Annotated in this window: 19 protein-coding genes; 13 read left to right on the top strand and 6 right to left on the bottom strand. The window is 38.7% G+C overall.

Going from position 1 to position 21,353, the window contains the following annotated elements; all coding sequences use genetic code 11:
* Positions 1-21: 21 nt before the first annotated feature.
* The 13 genes from AACW45_RS00955 (at position 22) to AACW45_RS00895 (ending at position 14,815) form a co-directional block, all read left to right on the top strand.
* The gene (locus tag AACW45_RS00955) at positions 22-1,728 is read left to right on the top strand and encodes a hypothetical protein (protein ID WP_190626768.1); all 1,707 of its coding nucleotides are present in this window, start codon (positions 22-24) and stop codon (positions 1,726-1,728) included.
* 315 nt (positions 1,729-2,043) lie between these two features.
* Positions 2,044-2,802 carry an ATP-binding cassette domain-containing protein gene (locus AACW45_RS00950; RefSeq protein WP_190626766.1) on the top strand — a complete coding sequence of 253 codons (759 nt, stop codon included), beginning with the start codon at positions 2,044-2,046 and terminating at the stop codon, positions 2,800-2,802.
* Complete coding sequence (locus AACW45_RS00945) at positions 2,799-3,428, top strand: ABC transporter permease (RefSeq protein ID WP_190626764.1); 630 nt, start codon at positions 2,799-2,801, stop codon at positions 3,426-3,428. Before AACW45_RS00950 ends, AACW45_RS00945 begins: the two co-directional genes overlap by 4 nt.
* A 31-nt stretch (positions 3,429-3,459) precedes the next feature.
* Positions 3,460-4,359 carry a glycine betaine ABC transporter substrate-binding protein gene (locus AACW45_RS00940; protein ID WP_190626762.1) on the top strand — a complete coding sequence of 300 codons (900 nt, stop codon included), beginning with the start codon at positions 3,460-3,462 and terminating at the stop codon, positions 4,357-4,359.
* A 513-nt stretch (positions 4,360-4,872) separates the two neighbouring features.
* Entirely contained in the window at positions 4,873-5,958 is a 1,086-nt protein-coding gene (mnmH, locus tag AACW45_RS00935; protein WP_190626759.1) for a tRNA 2-selenouridine(34) synthase MnmH, read from the top strand.
* Positions 5,959-6,303: 345 nt separating this feature from the next.
* On the top strand, positions 6,304-6,969 hold the full coding sequence (gene nfi / locus AACW45_RS00930; protein ID WP_190626757.1) for a deoxyribonuclease V: 666 nt from the start codon (positions 6,304-6,306) through the stop codon (positions 6,967-6,969).
* A gap of 130 nt (positions 6,970-7,099) precedes the next feature.
* Positions 7,100-7,765: an FHA domain-containing protein gene (locus AACW45_RS00925; protein ID WP_190626755.1), complete on the top strand. Its 666-nt coding sequence runs from the start codon at positions 7,100-7,102 to the stop codon at positions 7,763-7,765.
* A gap of 230 nt (positions 7,766-7,995) precedes the next feature.
* Positions 7,996-9,954, top strand: coding sequence for an FHA domain-containing protein (locus tag AACW45_RS00920; protein ID WP_190626753.1), 1,959 nt, complete (start codon positions 7,996-7,998; stop codon positions 9,952-9,954).
* 130 nt (positions 9,955-10,084) lie between these two features.
* Positions 10,085-10,975, top strand: coding sequence for a CPBP family intramembrane glutamic endopeptidase (locus AACW45_RS00915; protein WP_190626751.1), 891 nt, complete (start codon positions 10,085-10,087; stop codon positions 10,973-10,975).
* 68 nt (positions 10,976-11,043) lie between these two features.
* A complete protein-coding gene (locus AACW45_RS00910; RefSeq protein ID WP_373461981.1) occupies positions 11,044-11,754 on the top strand; it encodes a GDSL-type esterase/lipase family protein in 711 nt (236 codons plus the stop codon).
* Between the two features lie 95 nt (positions 11,755-11,849).
* On the top strand, positions 11,850-12,284 hold the full coding sequence (locus tag AACW45_RS00905; protein WP_190626746.1) for a hypothetical protein: 435 nt from the start codon (positions 11,850-11,852) through the stop codon (positions 12,282-12,284).
* 366 nt (positions 12,285-12,650) lie between these two features.
* On the top strand, positions 12,651-14,375 hold the full coding sequence (locus tag AACW45_RS00900; protein ID WP_190626743.1) for an ABC1 kinase family protein: 1,725 nt from the start codon (positions 12,651-12,653) through the stop codon (positions 14,373-14,375).
* 65 nt (positions 14,376-14,440) lie between these two features.
* Positions 14,441-14,815, top strand: a complete 375-nt coding sequence (locus tag AACW45_RS00895; RefSeq protein ID WP_096642794.1) for a hypothetical protein — start codon at positions 14,441-14,443, stop codon at positions 14,813-14,815.
* A gap of 466 nt (positions 14,816-15,281) precedes the next feature.
* On the opposite strand, the gene AACW45_RS00890 is transcribed toward AACW45_RS00895, so the two are convergent.
* The 6 genes from AACW45_RS00890 to AACW45_RS00865 are packed head-to-tail and all read right to left on the bottom strand — an operon-like array spanning position 15,282 to position 21,346.
* Positions 15,282-16,172, bottom strand: a complete 891-nt coding sequence (locus AACW45_RS00890) for a hypothetical protein (RefSeq protein WP_190626740.1) — start codon at positions 16,170-16,172, stop codon at positions 15,282-15,284.
* Positions 16,173-16,208: 36 nt separating this feature from the next.
* Positions 16,209-17,246 (bottom strand): Npun_R2821/Npun_R2822 family protein, encoded by a 1,038-nt coding sequence (locus AACW45_RS00885; protein WP_242045429.1) that lies wholly within the window; start codon positions 17,244-17,246, stop codon positions 16,209-16,211.
* Between the two features lie 7 nt (positions 17,247-17,253).
* A complete protein-coding gene (locus tag AACW45_RS00880) occupies positions 17,254-18,144 on the bottom strand; it encodes an Npun_R2821/Npun_R2822 family protein (RefSeq protein ID WP_190626738.1) in 891 nt (296 codons plus the stop codon).
* Positions 18,145-18,147: 3 nt separating this feature from the next.
* Entirely contained in the window at positions 18,148-19,125 is a 978-nt protein-coding gene (locus AACW45_RS00875) for an Npun_R2821/Npun_R2822 family protein (RefSeq protein ID WP_190626735.1), read from the bottom strand.
* 3 nt (positions 19,126-19,128) lie between these two features.
* On the bottom strand, positions 19,129-20,088 hold the full coding sequence (locus AACW45_RS00870; protein WP_190626733.1) for a glycosyltransferase family 10 domain-containing protein: 960 nt from the start codon (positions 20,086-20,088) through the stop codon (positions 19,129-19,131).
* A gap of 40 nt (positions 20,089-20,128) precedes the next feature.
* Positions 20,129-21,346 (bottom strand): glycosyltransferase family 4 protein, encoded by a 1,218-nt coding sequence (locus AACW45_RS00865; protein WP_190626730.1) that lies wholly within the window; start codon positions 21,344-21,346, stop codon positions 20,129-20,131.
* Positions 21,347-21,353 lie beyond the last annotated feature (7 nt).

Below are 21,353 nucleotides of genomic sequence, written 5' to 3'. Positions count from 1 at the left end.
TGACTAACGAGACTTTATAATATGAATCTCAACTGGATTAATCAAATAGGAGACTGGAACCCGCAACTGTTGCGCGAACTCAAAGGAAGATTAAAGTCGCGCAATTTATTACTATCTGCGGCTGTTTCTTTGCTGGGTCAATTTATTCTCTTTATGTATTTCCGTACTCAGCTACCAAATAAGCTAGAGTTGACATACTATCCTTCCCACAAATATTGCACAGGCGTTACAGATTATGGCGATCAACATAAATGCCTTGTTGATGCATTTGGCGAGGTGATTATTAACTGGCAATTGTGGCATTTAGATGTATTTACCTGGCTGAGTATTATTGGTTGTTTTACTCTTTTAACAGCCGGAACTTACCTGATAATTAATGATTTAGCCTCTGAAGAAAAGCGAGAAACACTCAATTTTATTCGCCTCAGTCCCCAATCGCCCCAAAGTATTTTATCGGGTAAATTATTGGGCGTGCCAATTTTATTATTTATTGGCATTCTGTTAACAATGCCTTTGCATTTATCGTCAGCTTTAGCTGGGCAAATTCCGATTGTTGAAATTTTCAGCTTTTATTTAGCCGTAGTTGCTGCCTGCATTTTATATTATAGTGCTGCACTGTTATTTGGCTTAGTTGGTTCTTGGCTAGGCGGGTTTCAATCTTGGTTAGGTGCTGGCGTAGTTTTCTGTTTTCTCCTAGTGACTATGCGATTAGCATTAGTAGAACTATCAGATGATTATCCCTTAATTTTTGCTAGGTTGTTTAATCCTACATACTTAATTCCAGATACGGCTATTACTGCTGTATTTTCATCTGCTTATTCGCGACTGATTCCTTTTGAATGGTTTACATTCCCTCTCGGTAGTAATTTATTAACAACATTAGGAACTACTCTCGTAATTTACGGTTTAGGAACATATTTTATCTGGCAATCTTTAAACCGTTGTTTTCGCGATCCAAATACTACTATGTTGAGCAAGCGTCAAAGTTATCTATTAACAGCTTGCTATGCCTTGGTTACTTTAGGATTTGCGAATTGGTCAAGATTAGTTTTAGACTCAGATCCCGGTCATTACAAGCTTGCTGAAAATTTGATTTGCTTATTGTTCCTAGATTTTTGGCTATTTCTCTATTTAATTGCCGCATTAAATCCTCACCGTCAAGCCCTACAAGATTGGGCGCGTTATCGCCGTACTGCGCGGGTGAAAGGATTAGTAGATAGCCGATTAGTGCAAGATTTAATTTGGGGCGAAAAAAGTCCTGGCTTGTTAGCGATCGCTATCAATGTCATCATTGCCAGCATTGCTATTAGTGCCTTTATATTCCTCTGTCAATATTCAGTGAGTGAAAAACTCAATGCGCTGTTTGCACTTGTATTATCTGTGAGTTTAGCTATGGTTTATGCAGCCTTAGCCCAACTACTTTTATTTAGCAAAAATCACAATCGAGTCTTTTGGTCTGTCGGTACTGTGGGCGCAGCAATGGTATTACCAGCGATTATTATCGGTGTATTTACCTCGACTTATAGAGACAACAATTTTCTCTGGTTATATTCAATTGTGGGGCCAATTTTTGCAATCTCTCCTGATGCTAAATACCTATCATTCATCACAGCCTTCTTACCAATTTTTAGTTACTTGACTATGATGAGCTTGTTAGTATTTCAATTGCGGCGCAACTTAGTTAAAGCTGGGGAATCTGCAACAAAAGCCATGCTTGCAGGTAAATAATTCAATTTTGCACAATTTTCTTATAACGTTTTATTAAGTCTGGTTAATTAAACCAGACTTTTTTATCAGCATTTTTATAATCTACTTTGTACAGACAAACTCAAAAACCCAGCGATAATTGCTGGGTTTGAGTTGGGGTATGTCCCCTTACCTTTAGGTATATAGTTACTTATAATTTGCTTGTCTAGTAATGATTACAATGGGAGGCTGGGTGATTTCGGAAAATTCCACAAATTTCTGCAACTAATTTTATGATGACCGCAATCATCAGCTACAGGGGCGATCGCAGTTTATTCTCTGACACCAAAATTAACTATGTCACAAAACCAGAAAATCGCTATAGAATTCCGCGATGTCACCTTTAGCCGCGATCGCCGTCCTTTGGTATCTCATCTCAATTGCTCCATTCCCCAAGGAGAAGCACTGGTATTATTAGGACGCAGTGGTAGCGGTAAAACTACGACCATGAAGTTAATTAATCGCCTCTTGACACCAACTCAAGGAGAAGTATTATTTGATGGCGTACCGACTACTGAATGGGATGAAATTAAGCTGCGGCGAAAAATTGGCTATGTAATTCAAGAAACTGGCTTATTTCCGCATTTTACAGTGGAACGCAATGTTGGCTTAGTTCCCGCTTTGGAAGGTTGGAAACCAAAACAAATTAAAACCAGAGTGTACGAATTATTACAATTAATCGGTTTAGAACCAGAAAAATTTGCTGGGCGTTATCCTCACGAACTTTCGGGAGGACAAAGACAACGGGTAGGCGTCGCGAGGGCTTTAGCAGCCGATCCGCCAGTATTATTGATGGATGAACCCTTCGGCGCACTCGATCCGATTACTCGCTTAGAAATTCAGCAGGAGTTTCATCGATTACAACAGGAATTAGGTAAAACTGTGGTATTTGTCACCCATGATATTCAAGAAGCCTTTGTTTTGGCATCGAGAATTGGTTTAATGTATGGGGGGGAATTGGTAGTATTAGGAACCAAGGATGAATTTATGCGATCGCACCATCCCGAAAGCCTAGCTTTTCTTCAATGTCTGCGTTCTTTGCAAGACAACTTATGAAAGACTTTTTTCTAATTAAGTATGCGCCGGAAATTTTACAGCATACCCTAGAACATTTATTGATGGTGGGTATTGCTATTGGTATTGCTGTGTTAATTGGCATTCCTTTAGGGATTTTAATTACCCGCAAAACTCAACTACGCCAACCAATTTTAGGTATTGCTAATATCTTGCAAACTATTCCTAGTTTAGCATTATTTGGCTTATTAATTCCTGTCCCCATTATTGGCGGTATTGGTATTGTCCCGGCAATTGTAGCATTAACTTTATATTCTTTATTGCCGATAATTCGTAATACTTATACTGGCATTACTAGCGTCGATCCAGCAATTCGTGAAGCTGGGCGTGGTATGGGAATGACAGATAAACAATTATTATTTCAAGTCGAAATTCCCCTAGCAATGAGTGTAATTTTAGCTGGGGTAAGAGTAGCAACTGTTATTGGTATTGGGATTGCAACTATTGCGGCTGCAATTGGCGCTGGTGGTTTAGGTGTATTTATTTTTCGGGGAATTGCTGTAGTTAATAATCAGTTAATTTTAGCAGGAGCAGTACCGTCAGCAGCGATTGCATTAATTGCTGATTTAGCAATAGGCTGGCTTGAAGGAAAATTAAAGAAAAATTAATTGAATATGCTGAAAATACCCGAAAATTAATATGAAGAAATTCGTGGTTTATTGCTTATTAGCCTTTGCTTTAATAATTGCGATCGCTAGTTGTAACTCTAGCCCTAATAATAGTAGCAGTGGTGATATTATTGTCGCTTCTAAAGATTTTACCGAACAAGATATTTTAGGCGAACTTTTAGCCCAGCAAATTGAAGCTACAACTAATTTAAAAGTAGTCCGTCGCCCTCGCTTAGGCGGTTCCTTTATCTGTCATAATGCTATTACTTCTGGCAAAATTGACGCTTATATTGAATATACTGGTACAGCGTTTACAGCCATATTAAAACAAAAAGTAATTAACGATCCAAAAATCCTTTACGAAAAATTAAAACAAGCCTATGCTCAACAATTTAACTTAGAAGTTATGCCCAGTTTGGGATTTAACAGCACTTTTGCAATTACTATTAGAGGCGAAGATGCTAGACGCTACAATCTGCGAACTCTCTCGGAAGCAAGTAAGTATACACCCCAATGGCGTGGTGGCTTTGGCTATGAATTTTTAGAACGGGAAGATGGTTATGCGGGATTAGCCAAAACTTACAACCTACGCTTTGCTAAACCACCACAAATCATGGATTTAGGCTTAATTTATCGGGCGTTAATTCAAAAACAAGTAGACTTGGTAGCGGGTAACTCTACCGATGGACAGATTGCGCGTTTGGGTTTAGTAGTTCTTGAGGATGATAAGCAATATTTTCCACCTTATGACCCGACGCCGATTGTCCGACAAGCAATTTTAGCAAAATACCCGCAATTAAAAAAGGCGATCGCGCCATTAGCAGAACTAATGACTGCGGATGAAATGCGCCGATTAAATTATTTAGTTGAAGGTGAATTACAGGATATTAAAGAAGTTGTCCGAGAGTTCCGTAAAACAAAGGGCTTATAACTGGAAGCAGTTGGTGATTTAAGTTTTTTATCAATTTTTACCCATGATTTAAACTTGCTATATTAAACTTAATGCTGTATTAAGCTCTATTTAATATAGGATGCTTATTTGATTATGGAAATATTGTGTAGTTTGACCATGACCCACGTTACATTAAAACTTTAAGAGGAGGTTTTTCTCCCATCCAAGTAAATTTGTGAAGCTGCAAATAACTATATCTTTCTTGAACGCAAAGGTACGCTAAGGTTAACGCTAAGGTACGCAGAGTTTTTTTCTGTTAAATATCGTGGAAAGTGATTATGTGCATTTTCAGATTAAATTGGGATGACGCACACAAACTCTCAAACTCTTATTCTTCTGTGGACTGTGCGGTTTATTTTTCCGTTGTCTTTGCGTAAGTCCTGTTTATATATTGTAATATTTACATAGATTTATTTAAATTAATCAAAGTATAAAAATCCCCCATTAAACTTATCCGAGTGCCAAAATTAAGAAAGTGAGAAATTAAATTTTATGTTACCTTCAGTTACATATACTCAGCGTCCTTGGGCTGAAAGTTACAGTGAAATCATTGATGTGCGATCGCCTAGTGAATATCTAGAAGACCACATCCCCGGCGCAATTAATCTACCCGTTTTGAATGATGCTGAACGTGGGGAAGTAGGGACAATTTATCAACAAGTTTGCTCTTTCACCGCACGCAAAATTGGTGCTGCTTTAGTCACGCGAAATATTTATCAACATCTCAGTCAACACTTTGCAGCTAAAGACCCAGAATACCATCCTTTAATTTACTGCGGACGGGGCGGACAGCGTTCTAACAGCATGGCTACTGTGCTGACACAAATTGGCTGGGAAGTCACTGTTTTGGAAGGTGGATATAAGAATTATCGTAATTATGTCCGCCAACAACTAGAGCATCTCCCAGAGAAATTTAATTATCGGATATTGTGCGGTTTAACTGGTAGCGGTAAAACCTACATTTTAAGCAAGCTAGAACAACTTGGCGCTCAAGTTTTAGACTTAGAAAGTTTAGCTAAACATCGCGGTTCTCTGTTAGGGGGAGAATTGCAAACTCAGCGCGCCTTCCAGCCTTCACAAAAGTATTTTGAGACTCAGCTATTAGAAGTTTTGCAAAAATTCGATCCCCATCAACCAGTGTGGATAGAATCAGAAAGCAACAAAATTGGGCAACTTTATTTACCTCATGCTTTATGGCAGAAAATGAGAGAATCTAGTTGTGTAGAAATTCAACTACCGCTAGCTGCTAGAGTAGATTTTCTCTTACAGGAATATAGTCACTTGATATCTAGTCCAGAAATCTTAAAACGCAAACTGGAGAAACTAAAATATCGCTGTGGTTGGGAAAAATTAATTCAATGGTATCAGTTAATTGATGTGGGTGCTTGGGAAGTATTAGTACAAGATTTATTAACATCCTATTACGACCCTATCTATAATCACTCAATTGGGAGCTATTTCCATAAAGCTGACAGAGTTTTAAATATTCCCGATTTGTCTGATAGAAGTATCGCTAATCTGTTAGATTCTTTAATACCGAATTATGCATCTGTAACATGGCAGCATGTTAACAGATAATGTCAGGGCTGTGGTGGATAGTTGTTGTTAGTCATTGGTCATTGGTCATTGGTCATTAGTCATTTGTGAGTGAAATAATCATGACTGGACAAGTAACTATGGATTTTAGCATTAACAATTATCCACCGTAGTCTTTAAAAAAATCTGAAAAATATTTGTTACAATAAGAACCTATTAATATTATTTTTCCATTAAATAATAAATATAATTAGGGTATAAATGCCCACAAAATAAAGTTTTTTGGGCTATTATGTAATTTATTAGTGAATAAATTTATATTTTTACGTAATAAATGATTCTCAAAATCTAAATTTATGCCTGTTTGAAGAAAATTCCAGCTTAAATATGAAGATTTATCAAGAACATGCTTGGCCGCAAACGGTAGAAGAAGCGATCGCAATTCAGGAGAAATTACGCGATCAAATAATTACAGAAGATAAACTCCCGGAAACTGTGCAATATGTTGCCGGTGTAGATATGGGCTTTGAAGCCGATGGTACAATTAGCCGTGCAGCAGTCGCTGTCTTGAGTTTTCCTGGCTTGCAAGTAGTGGAAACTGCGATCGCTTATCGTCCCACATCCTTTCCTTATATTCCCGGATTTTTGTCATTTCGCGAAATTCCAGCTGTACTTGATGCCCTAGAAAAAGTTAAAATCATCCCAGATCTAATTTTGTGCGATGGTCAAGGTATTGCCCATCCTCGCAGACTGGGAATAGCCAGCCATTTAGGATTGCTGATAGATATACCTACAATCGGTGCTGCTAAATCCTTGCTCATTGGCAAATATGAAGAAGTTCCAGAAACAAAAGGAAGCTGGCAACCCCTCATCTATAAAGGTGAAACCATCGGCGCAGTTTTACGCACCCGCACAGGAGTTAAACCTTTATATATTTCTAGCGGTCATCGAGTGAGTTTAGCAACAGCAATTGACTACGTATTACGTTGCACCACAAAATATAGACTGCCAGAAACTACTCGCATTGCTGATAAATTAGCCTCAGATCGCTAAACCGAAAACAGAGATAATACCTGTTGTTTGAAGTTTTTCCCAAATACTTGCTTGCTCAAGGCTAAACGTGTTAGGAATCGCACAGGGAGGAGTTGAAGTAACTCAATAAAAGTTACTAAGTTAGAAGCAAATGAACGCACTCACTTTACAGTGGCACGATGCAGGTCATGATATAACGCAGAATATTTACGAACAACAACCTAGCAAAAATCCCGGAACTGTCCGCATCGGTAGAGATCCACTCCGATGCGACATTGTTGTTAGTAATCCTACTGTATCAGGTTTGCATGTAGAAATATTTTTTAACTCACAGCAACAAAGATTTTATATCCGCAACTTGCGATCGCAAAATCCGCCTTTAATCGATAGACAACAACTAGTCCAAGGTGAACTACCTTTACAGGAAGGTAGCACAATTCAATTGGGACAAATGTTAGTCAAAGTAATTGCTGTTGCTATCAACAGTATTCCCGCAACAATTTTGTCCCCACCAACCCCACCAACCCCACTCACCCCACCCATCGGTACTACCCAGCCTACCAAAAACCTCAGCTATCAACAGCCAATCAACCCACAGCCACCAGTACAACCTAAATATCCCCAGTATCACCAACATCACCAACATCACCAGCATCACCAGCACCAACATGTAACTCCTGCACCACAAGGAGTGTATGGCTTAGAATGTCCTAAATGTCACAAAGTATCACCCCCAGAAAATCTGCAAGTTGGCTGTCCTTGGTGTGGTACATCTTTAGCAGCAGCCGTCAGCGTCTTAGTCTCACCCAATCATTAAGGGACTTACAAAAAATAAATTACCCAAATTCTGTAGTGCGAGCATCTTGCTCGCTTTTGAACACCAGCGAGCAAGATGCTCGCATTACAAATTGATGGGGTATTTAAAAAATTGGATATCCCTAAAGTACAGTATTAACCGTTGACTGTTGACCGTTGACTGTTGACCATTGACCATTGTACAGACGCGATTAATAGCGTCTCTAACAACTGACTATTGACCATTGACCAATGACTAACGTAGAAATTCTATTAAGTTGGGACGATCCAGCTACAGGGGAACGACGAGAACCGAGATTAGCTGTACCTATTGCTTTTGGACGAGAATTTGCTCGTTTACCTCATGAACTCAGAGGGGTACGTGTCTCGCGGATGCTGCTAAATAGCGAGCAAGTTTCTCGCTATCATGCACTCATAGATTGGGAACAAAATCAACTGGTTATTACCGATCAAGGTAGTGTTAATGGTGTATTTGTCAACGGTCAACGCCAAACACGCAGCGTTATAGCTAACGGTGATACAGTACAAATAGGCCCATACCAAATTACAGTAACCTTCAGTGTTAACGCTCCGCCTCCGGTTACTAGTCCCCCTTCAACTATTCAATTTAATCCCACAACCAATATTCCAGATCCGAGTTTACCACCTGCTCCCGTTATCACACCTTTAGGTAGCAATTTTCCACCACCAGCATTTCAAGCTCAACATGTCGTTGTCCAAGCACTACATGCAACAGGCTTACCTGTAGATGAATGCGATTATCTAGCAGTTGGGGCGGGATTGGGTAGCTTTATCTGGACAGATTTACTGCGTCTTAGCGGTGTTCGGGCTGACAAAATTATCGCCTTGGGCTTAGAAGCTGAACCTTACGCCCGTTACAAGCGTTTGTGTTTAAATTCGCAAATTCCTTTACATGAAAGATTACGCTCTAATTCCGATTCCTGCCCTGATAATATTTGGGGCTGGCCTAGCTATGCTTTAAGAGAAGCTTGGCATGATTTTCGGCAAGGTCAGCTAGAAACAGCTTTTAGATATTTATGGCAGGTATTTGGCGAACCGACATTTGTGGAAACTTATACTCCCCGTGCCGGTAATGTCTTTGATTCTATAGACAGAGAAGCCAGACGTATTGGTTGGCAACAAATTTATCGTTATGGGCGTGTCAGAGCAATTCGCAAAACTGAAGATGGTAGATATTGCGTAGCTTATTCTCGCGGCCCGGGAAATTATGCTTTTTTGATTACACGTTATTTGCATCTAGCAACAGGCTATCCAGCAATTCAGTTTTTACCAGATTTACAAGCTTATAGAGAAAAATATCAAGATTTTAAGGCTGTTGTAAATGCCTATGAAGAACACAATCATGTATATCAGCAGCTAGAACAACAGGGTGGAATTGTCTTACTACGTGGGCGGGGAATTGTGGCTTCGCGGATTGTGCAGCGAATTTATGAAGCCCGCAAGAAAAATCGCAATATTACAGTTTTGCATTTAATGCGATCGCCTAAACCCAAAGGCAACACATTCCAAAAAGCCACCCGCCTAGTCAAAAATCATTACGAATTTCAACCGTTTAACTGGCCGAAAGCCTGTTGGAGCGGGGAATTGCGGGTCATGCTAGAAAAAGCCACTCCCGACCAACGCAAAAGCCTACTCGCAGATTGGGGTGGTACCACCACCGCCGACCGCTATGATTGGCAACAAATCACAGATATAGGCTTAAGTGAAGGCTGGTATCAAATTACCTTTGGTGATGTACTCGGTGTAGAACAAGGTAGCAAAAATCGCACTATTACCCATATCCGCGAAAAGGGTTTGGGAGAAATGAAGTTAGAAGCTGACTTTATTGTTGACGCCACTGGCTTAGATGCCAAAGTCCAGACTAATCCTTTATTAGATGACTTCGTCAAACATTACAATTTGCCCCTCAATCACCTGGGGCGCTTAGTTGTTGCCAACAACTTTGAGCTAGTAGAAATGCGTAACAATAAAGGTCAAATGTATGCCGCCGGAGCAATTACCCTTGGCGGCCCCTACGCCGCCGTTGATAGCTTCTTAGGCTTGCAGTACTCCGCAGTCGTCGCCGTTGACGGACTCGCCGCCGCCCGCGCCCCAGGAGTTAAAAAGTTAAATTTCATAAGTTCTTTTAATCAGTGGCTGAAGTGGGTGTTTAATCAGTCTCCCAAGTAATCGCAGAAAGGCAAGGGAGACAAGGGAGACAAGGAAGACAAGGAGGAAAAGAAAGACAATTGTACAGACAAGGGTTATCGCGTCTCTAACAAATGCCCAATGCCCCATGCCCCATGCCCAAAATTAATCTATGACAGCCGAAAATTCCCCTAATCCATTTCTCCATCTGAAGGTTCGCTACTTATGTTTGCGGGCTATATTATTAACTATTGGTTTTGGTATTGTCCTCGGTCTGGTGGAAGGCTTTTTGAGAGTAAAATTTAACAATCAATTTACTACTCTCTTTCTCTACATATTAATTTTTGGCTGCCTTTGTCTTTGGGAATTATCAGACTTCCAGCGCTTTAGTATTCGGCTGCCATATATAGTCGGGCGAGTACCCAAAAAGCATAAATGGCTACCAATGGTTGGGTTGGTCTTCTTAATAATTCTGTTTTCCCTTAGCGCCTATTTGGTATCATTTTATTTGCTTTCACTAGCAGCGCCTTCCTTTGTCGAAAATGTTATGCGTCAGCTGGCTAGTAGTCCATCACCACGCAATACTGCACCACCTTTTTATAATTTATTTTCAGCTATAGTATACATAGTCATTGCGCCAATTACTGAAGAATTTCTCTTTCGCGGTATTATTTTGCAGCGATGGGCAAGCAAATGGGGTATTCCTACTGCTTTGGTAGTCTCTGGTGTAATGTTTGGGATGTTACATGCCAATGTGCTGGGATTATCTTTATTTGGCATCATCATGGGGGTTTTATATATCAAAACCCGCACGCTGATTGTACCCATTGCCTGTCATGCATTTAACAATTCTCTCGCCGTAGGTATGGGATTATTATCTAGTGGTTCTAAAACTACCACTTCAGTCACGAACCAAATCGAACAATTACGTTCTCTTTGGTGGATTGGAGTTGTCTTGATGCTGATTTCCCTACCTTTGCTAGCCCGCTTTCTCTATCGCAATTGGCCGCGCCAAGGTACATTAATTCCCTACTTGCTTAACTCTTCTCAAGATATAGAGTAGGAAGATACACCGTAATGGTGTACAAATGTATAGAATTTTGTAGAGATATAAAATAAACTCTTTTTAAAATGCAAACATTCGCGCGACCTTCCTCAATGCAGCTGTCCATAGCACCAAATCAATGCCAGCCTTTGAAGATTATCGCACTGGGAGATAGCTTAGTATATGGATTCGGCGATCCAGATAAAGGGGGCTGGGTAGAACAACTACGGCGACAGTGGATGTTACCGGATAGTAGCGGTCATATACTTTATAATCTGGGAGTCAGAGGCGATCGCACTCAACAAGTCGCCCAAAGGCTAGAAGTAGAATTTCGCCACCGAGGTGAACTGCGCAATCGCGTCCCCGACTTAATCATTTTGTCTGTAGGTGTAAATGATTCAGCGCGGTTATCTCGTCCCGATGGCCGCAATTATACAGATTTTGCCTTATTTGAATCACAAATTACCGAATTACTAGAACAAGCACAACAACTTTGTCCTGTGGTATTTGTAGGTATGGTTCCCGTTGATGAAGCCAAAATGCCATTCCTCAATTGCTTCTACTATAATCACACCGATCAATATCGCTACAAAGAAGCCACGAAAATTGCTTGCAATCATCGCCGTATTCCCTATCTTGATATTTTCGACCAATGGATGGAACGCGGCGAACTTTGGCGACGCAAACGCATCAGCGATGATGGACTTCATCCCAACACCTTAGGTTATCAAGCTTTGTTAGAAGATGTAGTTAATTGGCCAGCATTAACTAAGTATCAATCTCCCGTAGCGATTTAAGAAAACTGCCATTTTTCAGAAAAGCTCCACAAGATTGTGGAGTTTTTTAATATAAGTATGATTAAGCTTAATTAAACTCACTACTCAGTACTTTTATGACACCTACCTTATTCGGTCGTTGGCAAACTCGATTATTACTACTAGCAACTGTAGGCGTATTCGTCTCCTTACCCTTTGCAATTGGTGTAATTGGTAATGCACCTGGCATAATTTATTTCTGGATACTGGCTTACGTCGCCATCTTTGGCTTAGGTTGGGACGTACTTTATAACTATCTGCAAAAATTCCGTTGGGATCGAGACTGGCCTGCAGCTTACCAACTCTTTGCCGGAATTTGGGAATTTATCTTTGTCTTCTGTGGCGTCAAAATATTTGGCTTTCTACCCATCCCCATCCCCAAAGAAGAATTACCACCAACAGTCTTTTTCATCCATTACAGCATTGTTTGGCTAGCAATTTTCATCTCCTCCCAAAGCCTCATGCGCATCATCTTCCCCCGTTGGCGTTTCCGAGGCGGCGAATGGCTATAGGTAGGGGGATGAAAGGGACAAGGAAGACAAGGAGGACGATTGTACAGACGCGATTAATCGCGTCTCTAAGCAATGCTCCATGCCCGATGCCCAATGCCCAATGCCCAAATGTATCCTAAATCACACAACTACCCAAAATCCTTACAGAGCAGGAATATTTGTACTTTTATAAAGTATAATTAAGAAAAAGATAACAAAAAATCAGCAGTAAAGTAGGCTAAATATTGCCATAAATACTTCCCAGAAATGGGTAAAGCTTTATTGTGTTTTATAACAACTAATCGGTATCTTTGACTTGCAACTAGCAAGTATTTTTAGAAACCAAAAAAAAGTGTAAATTTCCCAGTTGAAGAGGCAAATAACAGCGTGGGTGAGTATCAATCTGCTCAACTAAGGCGCTACGATCCAGAAGCGATCGCCCGTTATTATCGTTACCGTCCCTGGCTTGTTTGGGGGCGTTTACTGAGAATTATCTGGTCTTTCTCTGGATTTATTATTAGTTTGAAGTGGGATGAATGGCAAAATCAAGTAGAGCAGAACAAGAGGAAACGCGCCACTCAATTACGTGAACTGCTTACTCGTCTAGGCCCCACCTTCATTAAAGTAGGTCAAGCCCTATCCACTAGACCTGACTTGATACGTAAAGACTTCTTAGAAGAATTGGTCAAGCTACAAGACCAATTACCAGCTTTCGATAATGGATTGGCTTATCGAATTATCGAAGCTGAAATCGATCGCCCAATTACGGAAGTCTTTAGCGAACTATCACCCAAACCCATAGCCGCAGCTAGCTTAGGTCAAGTTTATCGCGGTCGCTTAATGAGCGGTGAAGAAGTCGCCGTCAAAGTCCAGCGCCCTAATTTACGACCAACTTTGACCAAAGACTTATACCTCATGCGTTGGGGTGCAACTTGGCTAGCACCTTGGTTACCATTAAATCTCGGTCACGATCTCTCCTTAATTGTGGATGAGTTTGGTACCAAGTTATTTGAGGAAATCGATTACATTAACGAAGGGCGTAACGCGGAAAAATTCGCTCATAACTTCCGTGACGATCCTACAGTCAAAGTTCCTAGTATTTATTGGCGGTATACTAATAGCCGCGTGTTAACTCTGGAATGGATTAACGGCTTTAAATTGACAGATACCAAAAGTATCCGTGCTGTCGGTTTAGATCCAGAGGACATCATCAAAATTGGGGTTACCTCCGGTTTACAACAGCTATTAGAATATGGTTTCTTCCATGCAGATCCTCACCCAGGTAACTTGTTTGCCATGCCCGATGGTAGGATGGCTTACATTGACTTTGGGATGATGGATCAGCTAGAGGAAACTACCAAAGAAACGCTGGTAGATGCTTTAGTGCATCTGGTCAATAAAGACTACAATGACCTAGCAGCAGACTTTGTCAAGTTGGGTTTTCTCGCGCCAGAGACAAATATTTGCCCGATTGTACCAGCATTAGAATCAGTGTTAGGGAATGCGATCGGTAAAAATGTTAGCGATTTTAACTTCAAAACCATTACCGATGAATTCTCGGAATTGATGTATGAATATCCTTTCCGAGTACCGGCGAAGTTTGCTTTAATTATTCGCTCCCTAGTTACCCAAGAAGGGATTGCTTTAAGCCTCAACCCCAATTTTAAAATTGTTGAGGTGGGTTATCCCTATATAGCCAGACGCTTGCTGACTGGTGAATCTCCCGAATTACGGCGACGGTTATTAAACGTGCTGTTTAAAGATGGTAGATTCCAGTGGCAAAGGTTAGAAAACTTAATTGCGATCGCCCGTACCGATGACAGCTTTGATGTCTTACCTACAGCTCAGATGGGTTTACAATTTCTGCTGTCTGAAGAAGGTAAGTTCCTGCGTCAGCAACTAGTACTAGCCCTGACAGAAGACGATCGTCTGCATACAGAAGAAGTTCAACGCCTGTGGAACCTAGTCAAAGATGACTTACAGCCAAATCGTCTATTCAATGTAGCGATCGGCTTTTTAACAGAGTTATCAAGAGAAGGCGCAGCCGCGATTCTACCAACAGCCACATCCTTTATGACTTTTGGTAGCAATTCTGCACAAAGCCAAAACTAACACATCGAAACTAACAAGTAAAAACGCCCAATTAGTTTGACAATTCTCTGCAATTAGGAGTTTTCATGTACTATTACCCTCTGCATCCGCCTTATTTCTTACTACTTGTTGGTTTATTGATCGCCGTAACTTCTGGCATTGCTCTGTCTGGTACATTAAAAGTAATTGCGCAGAAATGGGCAAGCAAGCGAGCAAAAACTGTGAAACCAAAATCTCAATTAAAAGAACTCTTCGTCCCCTTTCTTGGTATCACCGGCGGTATTTCTTTATTTCTCACTTCCGGGTTACAGATATTTGGTTTTCCTGTCTTTTTGGCTTTAGGAATTGGCTTACCAATTAGTTTACTAACTTGTTTACTAGTGTGGTTGCAATTGGGTAGTATGTTGGAGTTTGTCGAAAGTCGAGGAATGCAATCTCTAGATTTAGATTCTTTGTCTTAGAAACAGTAAAATTTACTTCCATTCTCAATAAAAAATAGCTGCTAGATAGTGATATTTAGTGGCTATTTTTTTATGACTTTATTTCTTTTTAATACTAGTAATACCAATTTAAAAAAAGAATGCGACAGATGTGTAGGTTGGGTTGAACGAAGTGAAACCCAACATATACAAGGCTTTGGGATGTTGGGTTTCGTTCCTCAACCCAACCTACATTTGTAGCGATCATTCTTCAAATTGGTATAACTTTGCAGGATTTTAATTATTATTATCGCTAATCTATAATAATAATCTGAACTTCTTCAATTGACAAAAGTCGTATGCAATGCAGGGTAAAGACTTAAGAAAAAAGTCTGTATTGCTTTGGATAAAAGCATTTTAAATGTATTTATTAGTACATCTGTATAGGGAAAGCTCAGTTTAATAAAATCTTCTTAATCAATCTATCGAACTCTTTTTTAAAAGAGAATTATCGATAATAAAAATTAAAATCTTTTAAAGTTACAACTCTTACAAGCAGTAAATTATATAAAAATTTCAGGAATCTACTAACTTTAATACCGATTTTTTGTAACAAAGAATACTGTGGATGTTCCAGCATTATCTGCTGCTCAAAATATATCGACATTTCCTCCATCTTGGATTGACCATTTTCAATTCTAATTAATTCAGTTCTATCTTTAAAAAAAGAAATTCCTGGCATTTCTGTCCATCTCACTTGCAAACCTGCTTTAGCAGCAGCTAAACCGATTGCATTACCTTCACCAGCATACACACCATTTATTTCATAAAAAGGTGCCAGAATTTCCCATTGTTTAAGAAATTCAGTCTCTTTTCCTGAGTCTTTTGTAATTGTAAATAAATACTCTTGGAGATGTTTTACGGTTTCATTTTTTAATTCTATATCTAATTTTTTAGCAGCTTTCTGAGTAACTATAAATTCTTTAAACTCTTTACTATCTTTAGCATCTATATTTCCTTGCATAAATGGGCCATATCGCTTACACATAGCTTCACAAGCTCTGGCGGAAATTCCTGGTACTTTCAACCATGTCATATCTTGTGGTACAGGCTTTAATATTCGCATATCTGCATCTATAAATATGCATGAATCAAAAAGTAATAAAGCTTTCTCTAATACAAATCTTTTATCATGGTACAGCTTAACACTCTGTTGCTTATGTTTATAAGCCAAAACATTGGTTTGTTTATTAAAATTATCAGTATTATCTGTTAAAACTACTAAACAAGTATTAGGAGAATATTTTTCTAAATCTTTTGCTAATAGTAATGCTAAAGAGATATATCTATTACCAAATGCTAAAGTGCAAAAACAAAATTCTAGTTTTGATGTAGCCATATTTTACTGTGTAAATATAAAACTTTTGCCTAAATATTATTGACTCAATTTATTTCTAAAATGGTGATAGCGAAGCTTAATATTATTAACTTTTTGCTGAATAAAACTGCTAGTAAACTTTTGCAGTTTAATTAGTAAGTTTGGGTGAATAAATCTTTCAGGACGCTGCTGAGAAGATTTTAAATAACGATAATACAAAAACACATCTCGATAAGGAATATCAACATCTTCACCGCTACAAAGCCGCGTAAAATCTGAAGAAGCTACACTCATATAGTGAAGATATGTAATTGGTTCCCCTCGATCGTAAAGTATATTATCAACAACGTCAAATTTAGAACTCCAATGACAACCAGTTCCTTGACCATGATAGGCGTAGTTGTAATAAGAAATTCCACTGCGTAAAACTAAATAGTTAAGCACTGTTTGATCCGAGTCAGCCCAGGCTAATACATCAGCTTCACCAGCTTCTAAATTTTCTAGCAGCTTTGCTAAAGTAGCATCAGTAAATACACCCTTTTTAGCAGCAAACCAACCAGAACAAAAAATATGGCTGCTGACGTTTTTTAACTGCAACATATTTTCTATTTTCTCTTCAGACCAGTTAAAAATGTAATTCAAATCCGATTTATATTGATAGTCATTAGTGAGCCAATCATACTCATCTAACTTCTGATATACATCATCTAATGGTCTCATCAACAATGTGTCGCCATCAAAGAAAATAAACTTTTCAAATGGGCCATCTAGACAACAAAGTTTACGATGTCTTTCTATACGGAAATTATCTGGTAAACCATATTCTTGCCATAGTTTTAATGCTCTTGGGTGAGCTTTCCAAATGCGAGACCCAAAGTTTTCCCAACGTGCAATGGAATCATAATCTGTAAATAAAGTAACATTTACTCGAGTGGCAATTTCTGCTTTTACTTTATCTAATTGCTCATTATAAGGAATGACACAAACAGGAATATTTTTACCAGCATTAGCTTCTATACTATTGAGTAAAGCTACTAATTGGTCATAAACTACATCATTGGCTAAAGTGTAAATACCATCAATCATGGCAATCATCCAGTTATTAAGTATGGGCAGTGACAAAGGGAAATAAACGCCGAGTTAGTTTAGGAATAAATGCAAATTTCCCTTCATGCAGATAACGATAGTATTCCCATAATTCCCAATAAGGGCTATTGGCTTTTATTTTAATTCCCGCCCAATGAATATATTTCAGTGGTTGTCCTCTGTCATAAAGCGCATATCCTTGCTGTTGAAAATTTCGCGAACCAGCCCAACTCCCAGCCCCGCCGCCAGGAATTTTCACAAGATTACCGCGTTTAGGAATTAGTTTGAGAACTAGATAATTTAAAATTGGTTGGTCGGTAACGCCTTCGGAAAAATCAAAATATTCGCGATGGGCTGCACATTCCCGCAAAGTTGCATCCATCTGTTCCTCGGTAATCGCACCTTTTTTTGAAGCCCAAAAACCACTATTAAAAACATCTTCTAGTTGAGTCTCGGCAAAAATTTGTTGTTCTTGAACTAGAGGAGAAAAGATATTGCGTAATTTATCATTTGCATGATGATAATCGCAGCAGAAGAAATCAACTTCAGATAGTTTATCTAAATTGTCAGCAATTTTTTCAAAAACAACAATATCAGTATCAATATAAATAAACTCGTCTAAAGGGCCAAACCAAGTGACTAGCTTGCGCATTTTGTTAGGTAAGGCGAGAAAATCTCCATCGAAAATTTCGCTGATGCGCTTGGTAAACTGCTCAATTAGTTCTAGGTTGGGGAAAAGTTTGACATTATGTAAAGTACTGAGTTTATCGAAAATATTGTGATAATTTTCATTAAAAGGTATGAGATAAACTAGCACCTCTGGGTCAAATAGGCGAATACTATTAAGTAAAGCGATCGCATTATCTATTACCTTGTCGTTAGCGACGATATAAATACCTCGATGCATAAATTATCCTTGGGGAATTAGCTTGAATTTTCTTAATGCTCTGGTTAATAAATTAGGTGGTGGAGCATTACACGGTTTAGGAGGATGAGCAAATACTGGACGCTTTTCGGGTTCGTGTAAGTAGCGATAATACAGAAATAATTCTCTATAGGGAAACTCAATATTTTCTCCTGCACATACTGCTTGGTGAATGTTAGGAGGAATGCCGATATAGTGTAAATAGGTTAAGCGATTTCCCCTGTCATACAGAATATGCTCTCTTTCTTCAAAGTGCTTTGAGCTGATAGAACATCCTGTGGCTTCATCCGATGGTAATTGTTGAGCAAAATTATATGTAGCCAGATTAGCTCGCATGACCATATAGTTAAGTAAAGGTTGTTCTCCCGCACCCTCATACAAAATTTCCCTATCACCATTTTGCAGATACAATAACAGTGATTCTCTTTGCTCAGAATTAAAAATGCCGTGCTTAGACCCATAAAAACCAGAACAAAATATTTCTGAATCTATGCGAAATTGGGGAAAAACTTCGCGCAATTTGGGAGAATTAACCTTATATACTTTACTGACATCTTTAAATTGGAAATCATAAACAACAAAGTCATAACTATCTAGCTTTTCAAATACAGTAGCTAGTGAGTTCATCACTAAAGTATCAGCATCTAAGTAAATAAATTTATCAAAAGGCCCATCAAAGGCGCAAAAACGACGATGCGCACCATAGAGACGAAATTTGCTCCGATTCAGCCGTTCTGGTGCAGCTGACAGCATAAATTGATCCCAAGAATTGATAGATTCTTGATCGTCGTAAATAAATACATTCGGACGTTTAGCTATTTCATCAGCAATCCGTTGTGTTTTGTCATCAAAAGGATAGATACAGACAGGAATATCTTTACCTAAAATGGCATCAATACTGTTAAGTAAAGCTACTAATTGATCGAAAACATAATCATTAGCAAGGGTGCAAATACCATTCATAGTTTATGATTGTTGCATAACAAAATTTGACAGCCAATTTAGTAAATTTAATTTGTGTAAAATGATTTGACGTGCTTCTGCGATCGCATCTTTCGCTGCATACCAAGCATCTGGTGTAGCAGTCACTTCTTTAATGTAAGCAATACCTTTTTCATCTAAACTAGGTAATCTTAAAAAACTACCTGGTGGTAATAATTTATCCGCAGCAGAACCGCCATAATAAATTGGTAAACACCATGCCAATAAAGAATCCCACATTTTTTCACTCACATACCAACTGTTATCTGCATAATTTTCAATTGCCAGATTATAGTAGTATGGTGCCATGCCATGCCACTTGTGACCAAGTTCCCCCTTTGTATGCGACCATTCAGGTAAATTACGACCATACAAATCAAATTGAATTCCACTCTCTTGTAGAGACTGCAAAAAATCTAACCTCTGGCGATGGTTAGCTGTACGATTAATACCCGAAGTAATCCAACTACATGGCGCAACTTTTTCTGGTAATGGCATTTCATTTAAATCTTTAAATGATTTGGCGTGATACCAAATAGCTGGCATATAGTCAGGAACAGGCGCAAAGTCATCTGGGCCTGTAACGTAACCGCAATACTGCTGTGCTGACTGATAATTCCTTTTATTTATTTCGACAATTTCATTTAAAGGTGGTTCCCGGAGAAAATAAATAATTCGCTCTTTCGGTACACCACGCAATAAAGAATCGATATTCACTTTTGGTTTTTGTTGCCGTTTACGCAAACGATCTAACCAAGATAGCTGTGGCGCTGGCTGGGGAAAATCAAATTGATAAAGCAGCAGAAAATCTGGCTTTGGTGCTGTTGTTAATACTTGAATATTTTGCCATAAACCAAAGTGTTCAGGAGTTTGTTGCCACATCCAATCACCACTTGTATTAAGTGATGAATAGCTACTAATCATGCCAATAGTTTTTCTAGTCATTTTATTAAAAATTGATTGTTTTTAGCTTAATATTTCACCCTCAACCTATAATTTTTGGAAGCATATAATCTTCAAGGTAACTTAATATTTTCGTAATTCTATTCTCCCAAGAAAATTGATGTGCAAAATTCATACTAGTAGCATAACCTTCTATTTTTCTAGGATATGCCTCTAAGGCATATTGAATAGCTTGAGCAAATTTATGTGAATTATCAGGTTCACTCCAAGTAGCTATTAAAGGCGAGTTTTTAAACTCCATTAAAGGTGGAATTTCAGTTGCAACTATTGGGGTTCCCGAAGCCATATATTGAAAAAATTTGACTGGATTTGTGAAATTGGCTGATTTTCCAGAGCAGTGAGGATGAGCTAAAATGTCAGCTGCTTGAAACAAGCTAACTAATCGTTCCCGTGGAAGTATCCAGCCTAAAAATTTAACGTTTTCTATATGTTTATTTTTAGCTATTTGCTCATAAGCTTGTACTTGTGCTTCTGTACCTCCCGTAATTACAAACTGTACTTCTGGTAGTTCCTTTGCTGTGTCAATTAAAACATCAATTCCTTTGAAAGGATACAAAGCGCCGGAATAGACAACCAAAGACTTACATTCATCTGTAAGTAGTTCTTGCCGCCATGCTTGAGCTTCTTGAGGTTGTCTAACTAAAAATGATTGATTGAATCCGTTATGTAGCCAAACAACCTTTTCTGCTGGCATACCATATTCTATTAAGCTTTCTCTGATTGGTTCAGACTGAGTTATAGCAATTTTAAAATATGGGCTGTGAACAATTTCTGGTTCAAATTTTTTATCTTGATAATAGTGCCGTTCATAAATAGTAAAAATTTTATTTTTGACGGCGGCTTTGGCAAAATTCCAATCTCTAGTGTGGACAGTCTTTGTATGAGGTAATAGATGAACAGGTAAGTAATATTTAGTCACTACTGTGCTGGAGTTAGTAAACTTACCACCTACTCGATCAATCGGCCAATGCATTGGTAAGGCAGCAATTTTGAGCTTTTCCTCAACATCATAAAACTCGATAAATTCTGCATTTGGTCGTCTGGGTTGATAAGGATAAATTAACGAAAGTGGATTAACAAACCGATTGCCTCTATCTGGATAAACTAAAACTGAGGAATACCCCAAGTTAGCTGCTGCATTAGCACAAAGAACATCATGAATTTCATGAGCAGTATCAGGTTTGAGTGAGAGTTCTGCTGTATAAAAAATATATTGATTTTTTCTTAATGAGTTGCTCATTATTTTG

Origin of the sequence: Calothrix sp. FACHB-168 (assembly GCF_963889195.1) — a bacterium.
Lineage (GTDB): Bacteria > Cyanobacteriota > Cyanobacteriia > Cyanobacteriales > Nostocaceae > Aulosira > Aulosira anomala_A.
Note: the sequence above shows the minus strand (reverse complement) of the source record. Positions and strands in the feature narration are given on the sequence as shown.

Coding starts and splice junctions, on each gene's coding strand:
- AACW45_RS00910 (WP_373461981.1), top strand. CDS start 11,044: ATGCAAACATTCGCGCGACCTTCCTCAATGCAGCTGTCCATAGCACCA.
- AACW45_RS00920 (WP_190626753.1), top strand. CDS start 7,996: ATGACTAACGTAGAAATTCTATTAAGTTGGGACGATCCAGCTACAGGG.
- AACW45_RS00870 (WP_190626733.1), bottom strand. CDS start 20,088: ATGACTAGAAAAACTATTGGCATGATTAGTAGCTATTCATCACTTAAT.
- AACW45_RS00885 (WP_242045429.1), bottom strand. CDS start 17,246: ATGATTGCCATGATTGATGGTATTTACACTTTAGCCAATGATGTAGTT.
- AACW45_RS00940 (WP_190626762.1), top strand. CDS start 3,460: ATGAAGAAATTCGTGGTTTATTGCTTATTAGCCTTTGCTTTAATAATT.
- AACW45_RS00925 (WP_190626755.1), top strand. CDS start 7,100: ATGAACGCACTCACTTTACAGTGGCACGATGCAGGTCATGATATAACG.
- AACW45_RS00915 (WP_190626751.1), top strand. CDS start 10,085: ATGACAGCCGAAAATTCCCCTAATCCATTTCTCCATCTGAAGGTTCGC.
- AACW45_RS00950 (WP_190626766.1), top strand. CDS start 2,044: ATGTCACAAAACCAGAAAATCGCTATAGAATTCCGCGATGTCACCTTT.
- nfi (WP_190626757.1), top strand. CDS start 6,304: ATGAAGATTTATCAAGAACATGCTTGGCCGCAAACGGTAGAAGAAGCG.
- AACW45_RS00890 (WP_190626740.1), bottom strand. CDS start 16,172: ATGGCTACATCAAAACTAGAATTTTGTTTTTGCACTTTAGCATTTGGT.
- AACW45_RS00955 (WP_190626768.1), top strand. CDS start 22: ATGAATCTCAACTGGATTAATCAAATAGGAGACTGGAACCCGCAACTG.
- AACW45_RS00945 (WP_190626764.1), top strand. CDS start 2,799: ATGAAAGACTTTTTTCTAATTAAGTATGCGCCGGAAATTTTACAGCAT.
- mnmH (WP_190626759.1), top strand. CDS start 4,873: ATGTTACCTTCAGTTACATATACTCAGCGTCCTTGGGCTGAAAGTTAC.
- AACW45_RS00895 (WP_096642794.1), top strand. CDS start 14,441: ATGTACTATTACCCTCTGCATCCGCCTTATTTCTTACTACTTGTTGGT.
- AACW45_RS00905 (WP_190626746.1), top strand. CDS start 11,850: ATGACACCTACCTTATTCGGTCGTTGGCAAACTCGATTATTACTACTA.
- AACW45_RS00880 (WP_190626738.1), bottom strand. CDS start 18,144: ATGCATCGAGGTATTTATATCGTCGCTAACGACAAGGTAATAGATAAT.
- AACW45_RS00875 (WP_190626735.1), bottom strand. CDS start 19,125: ATGAATGGTATTTGCACCCTTGCTAATGATTATGTTTTCGATCAATTA.
- AACW45_RS00865 (WP_190626730.1), bottom strand. CDS start 21,346: ATGAGCAACTCATTAAGAAAAAATCAATATATTTTTTATACAGCAGAA.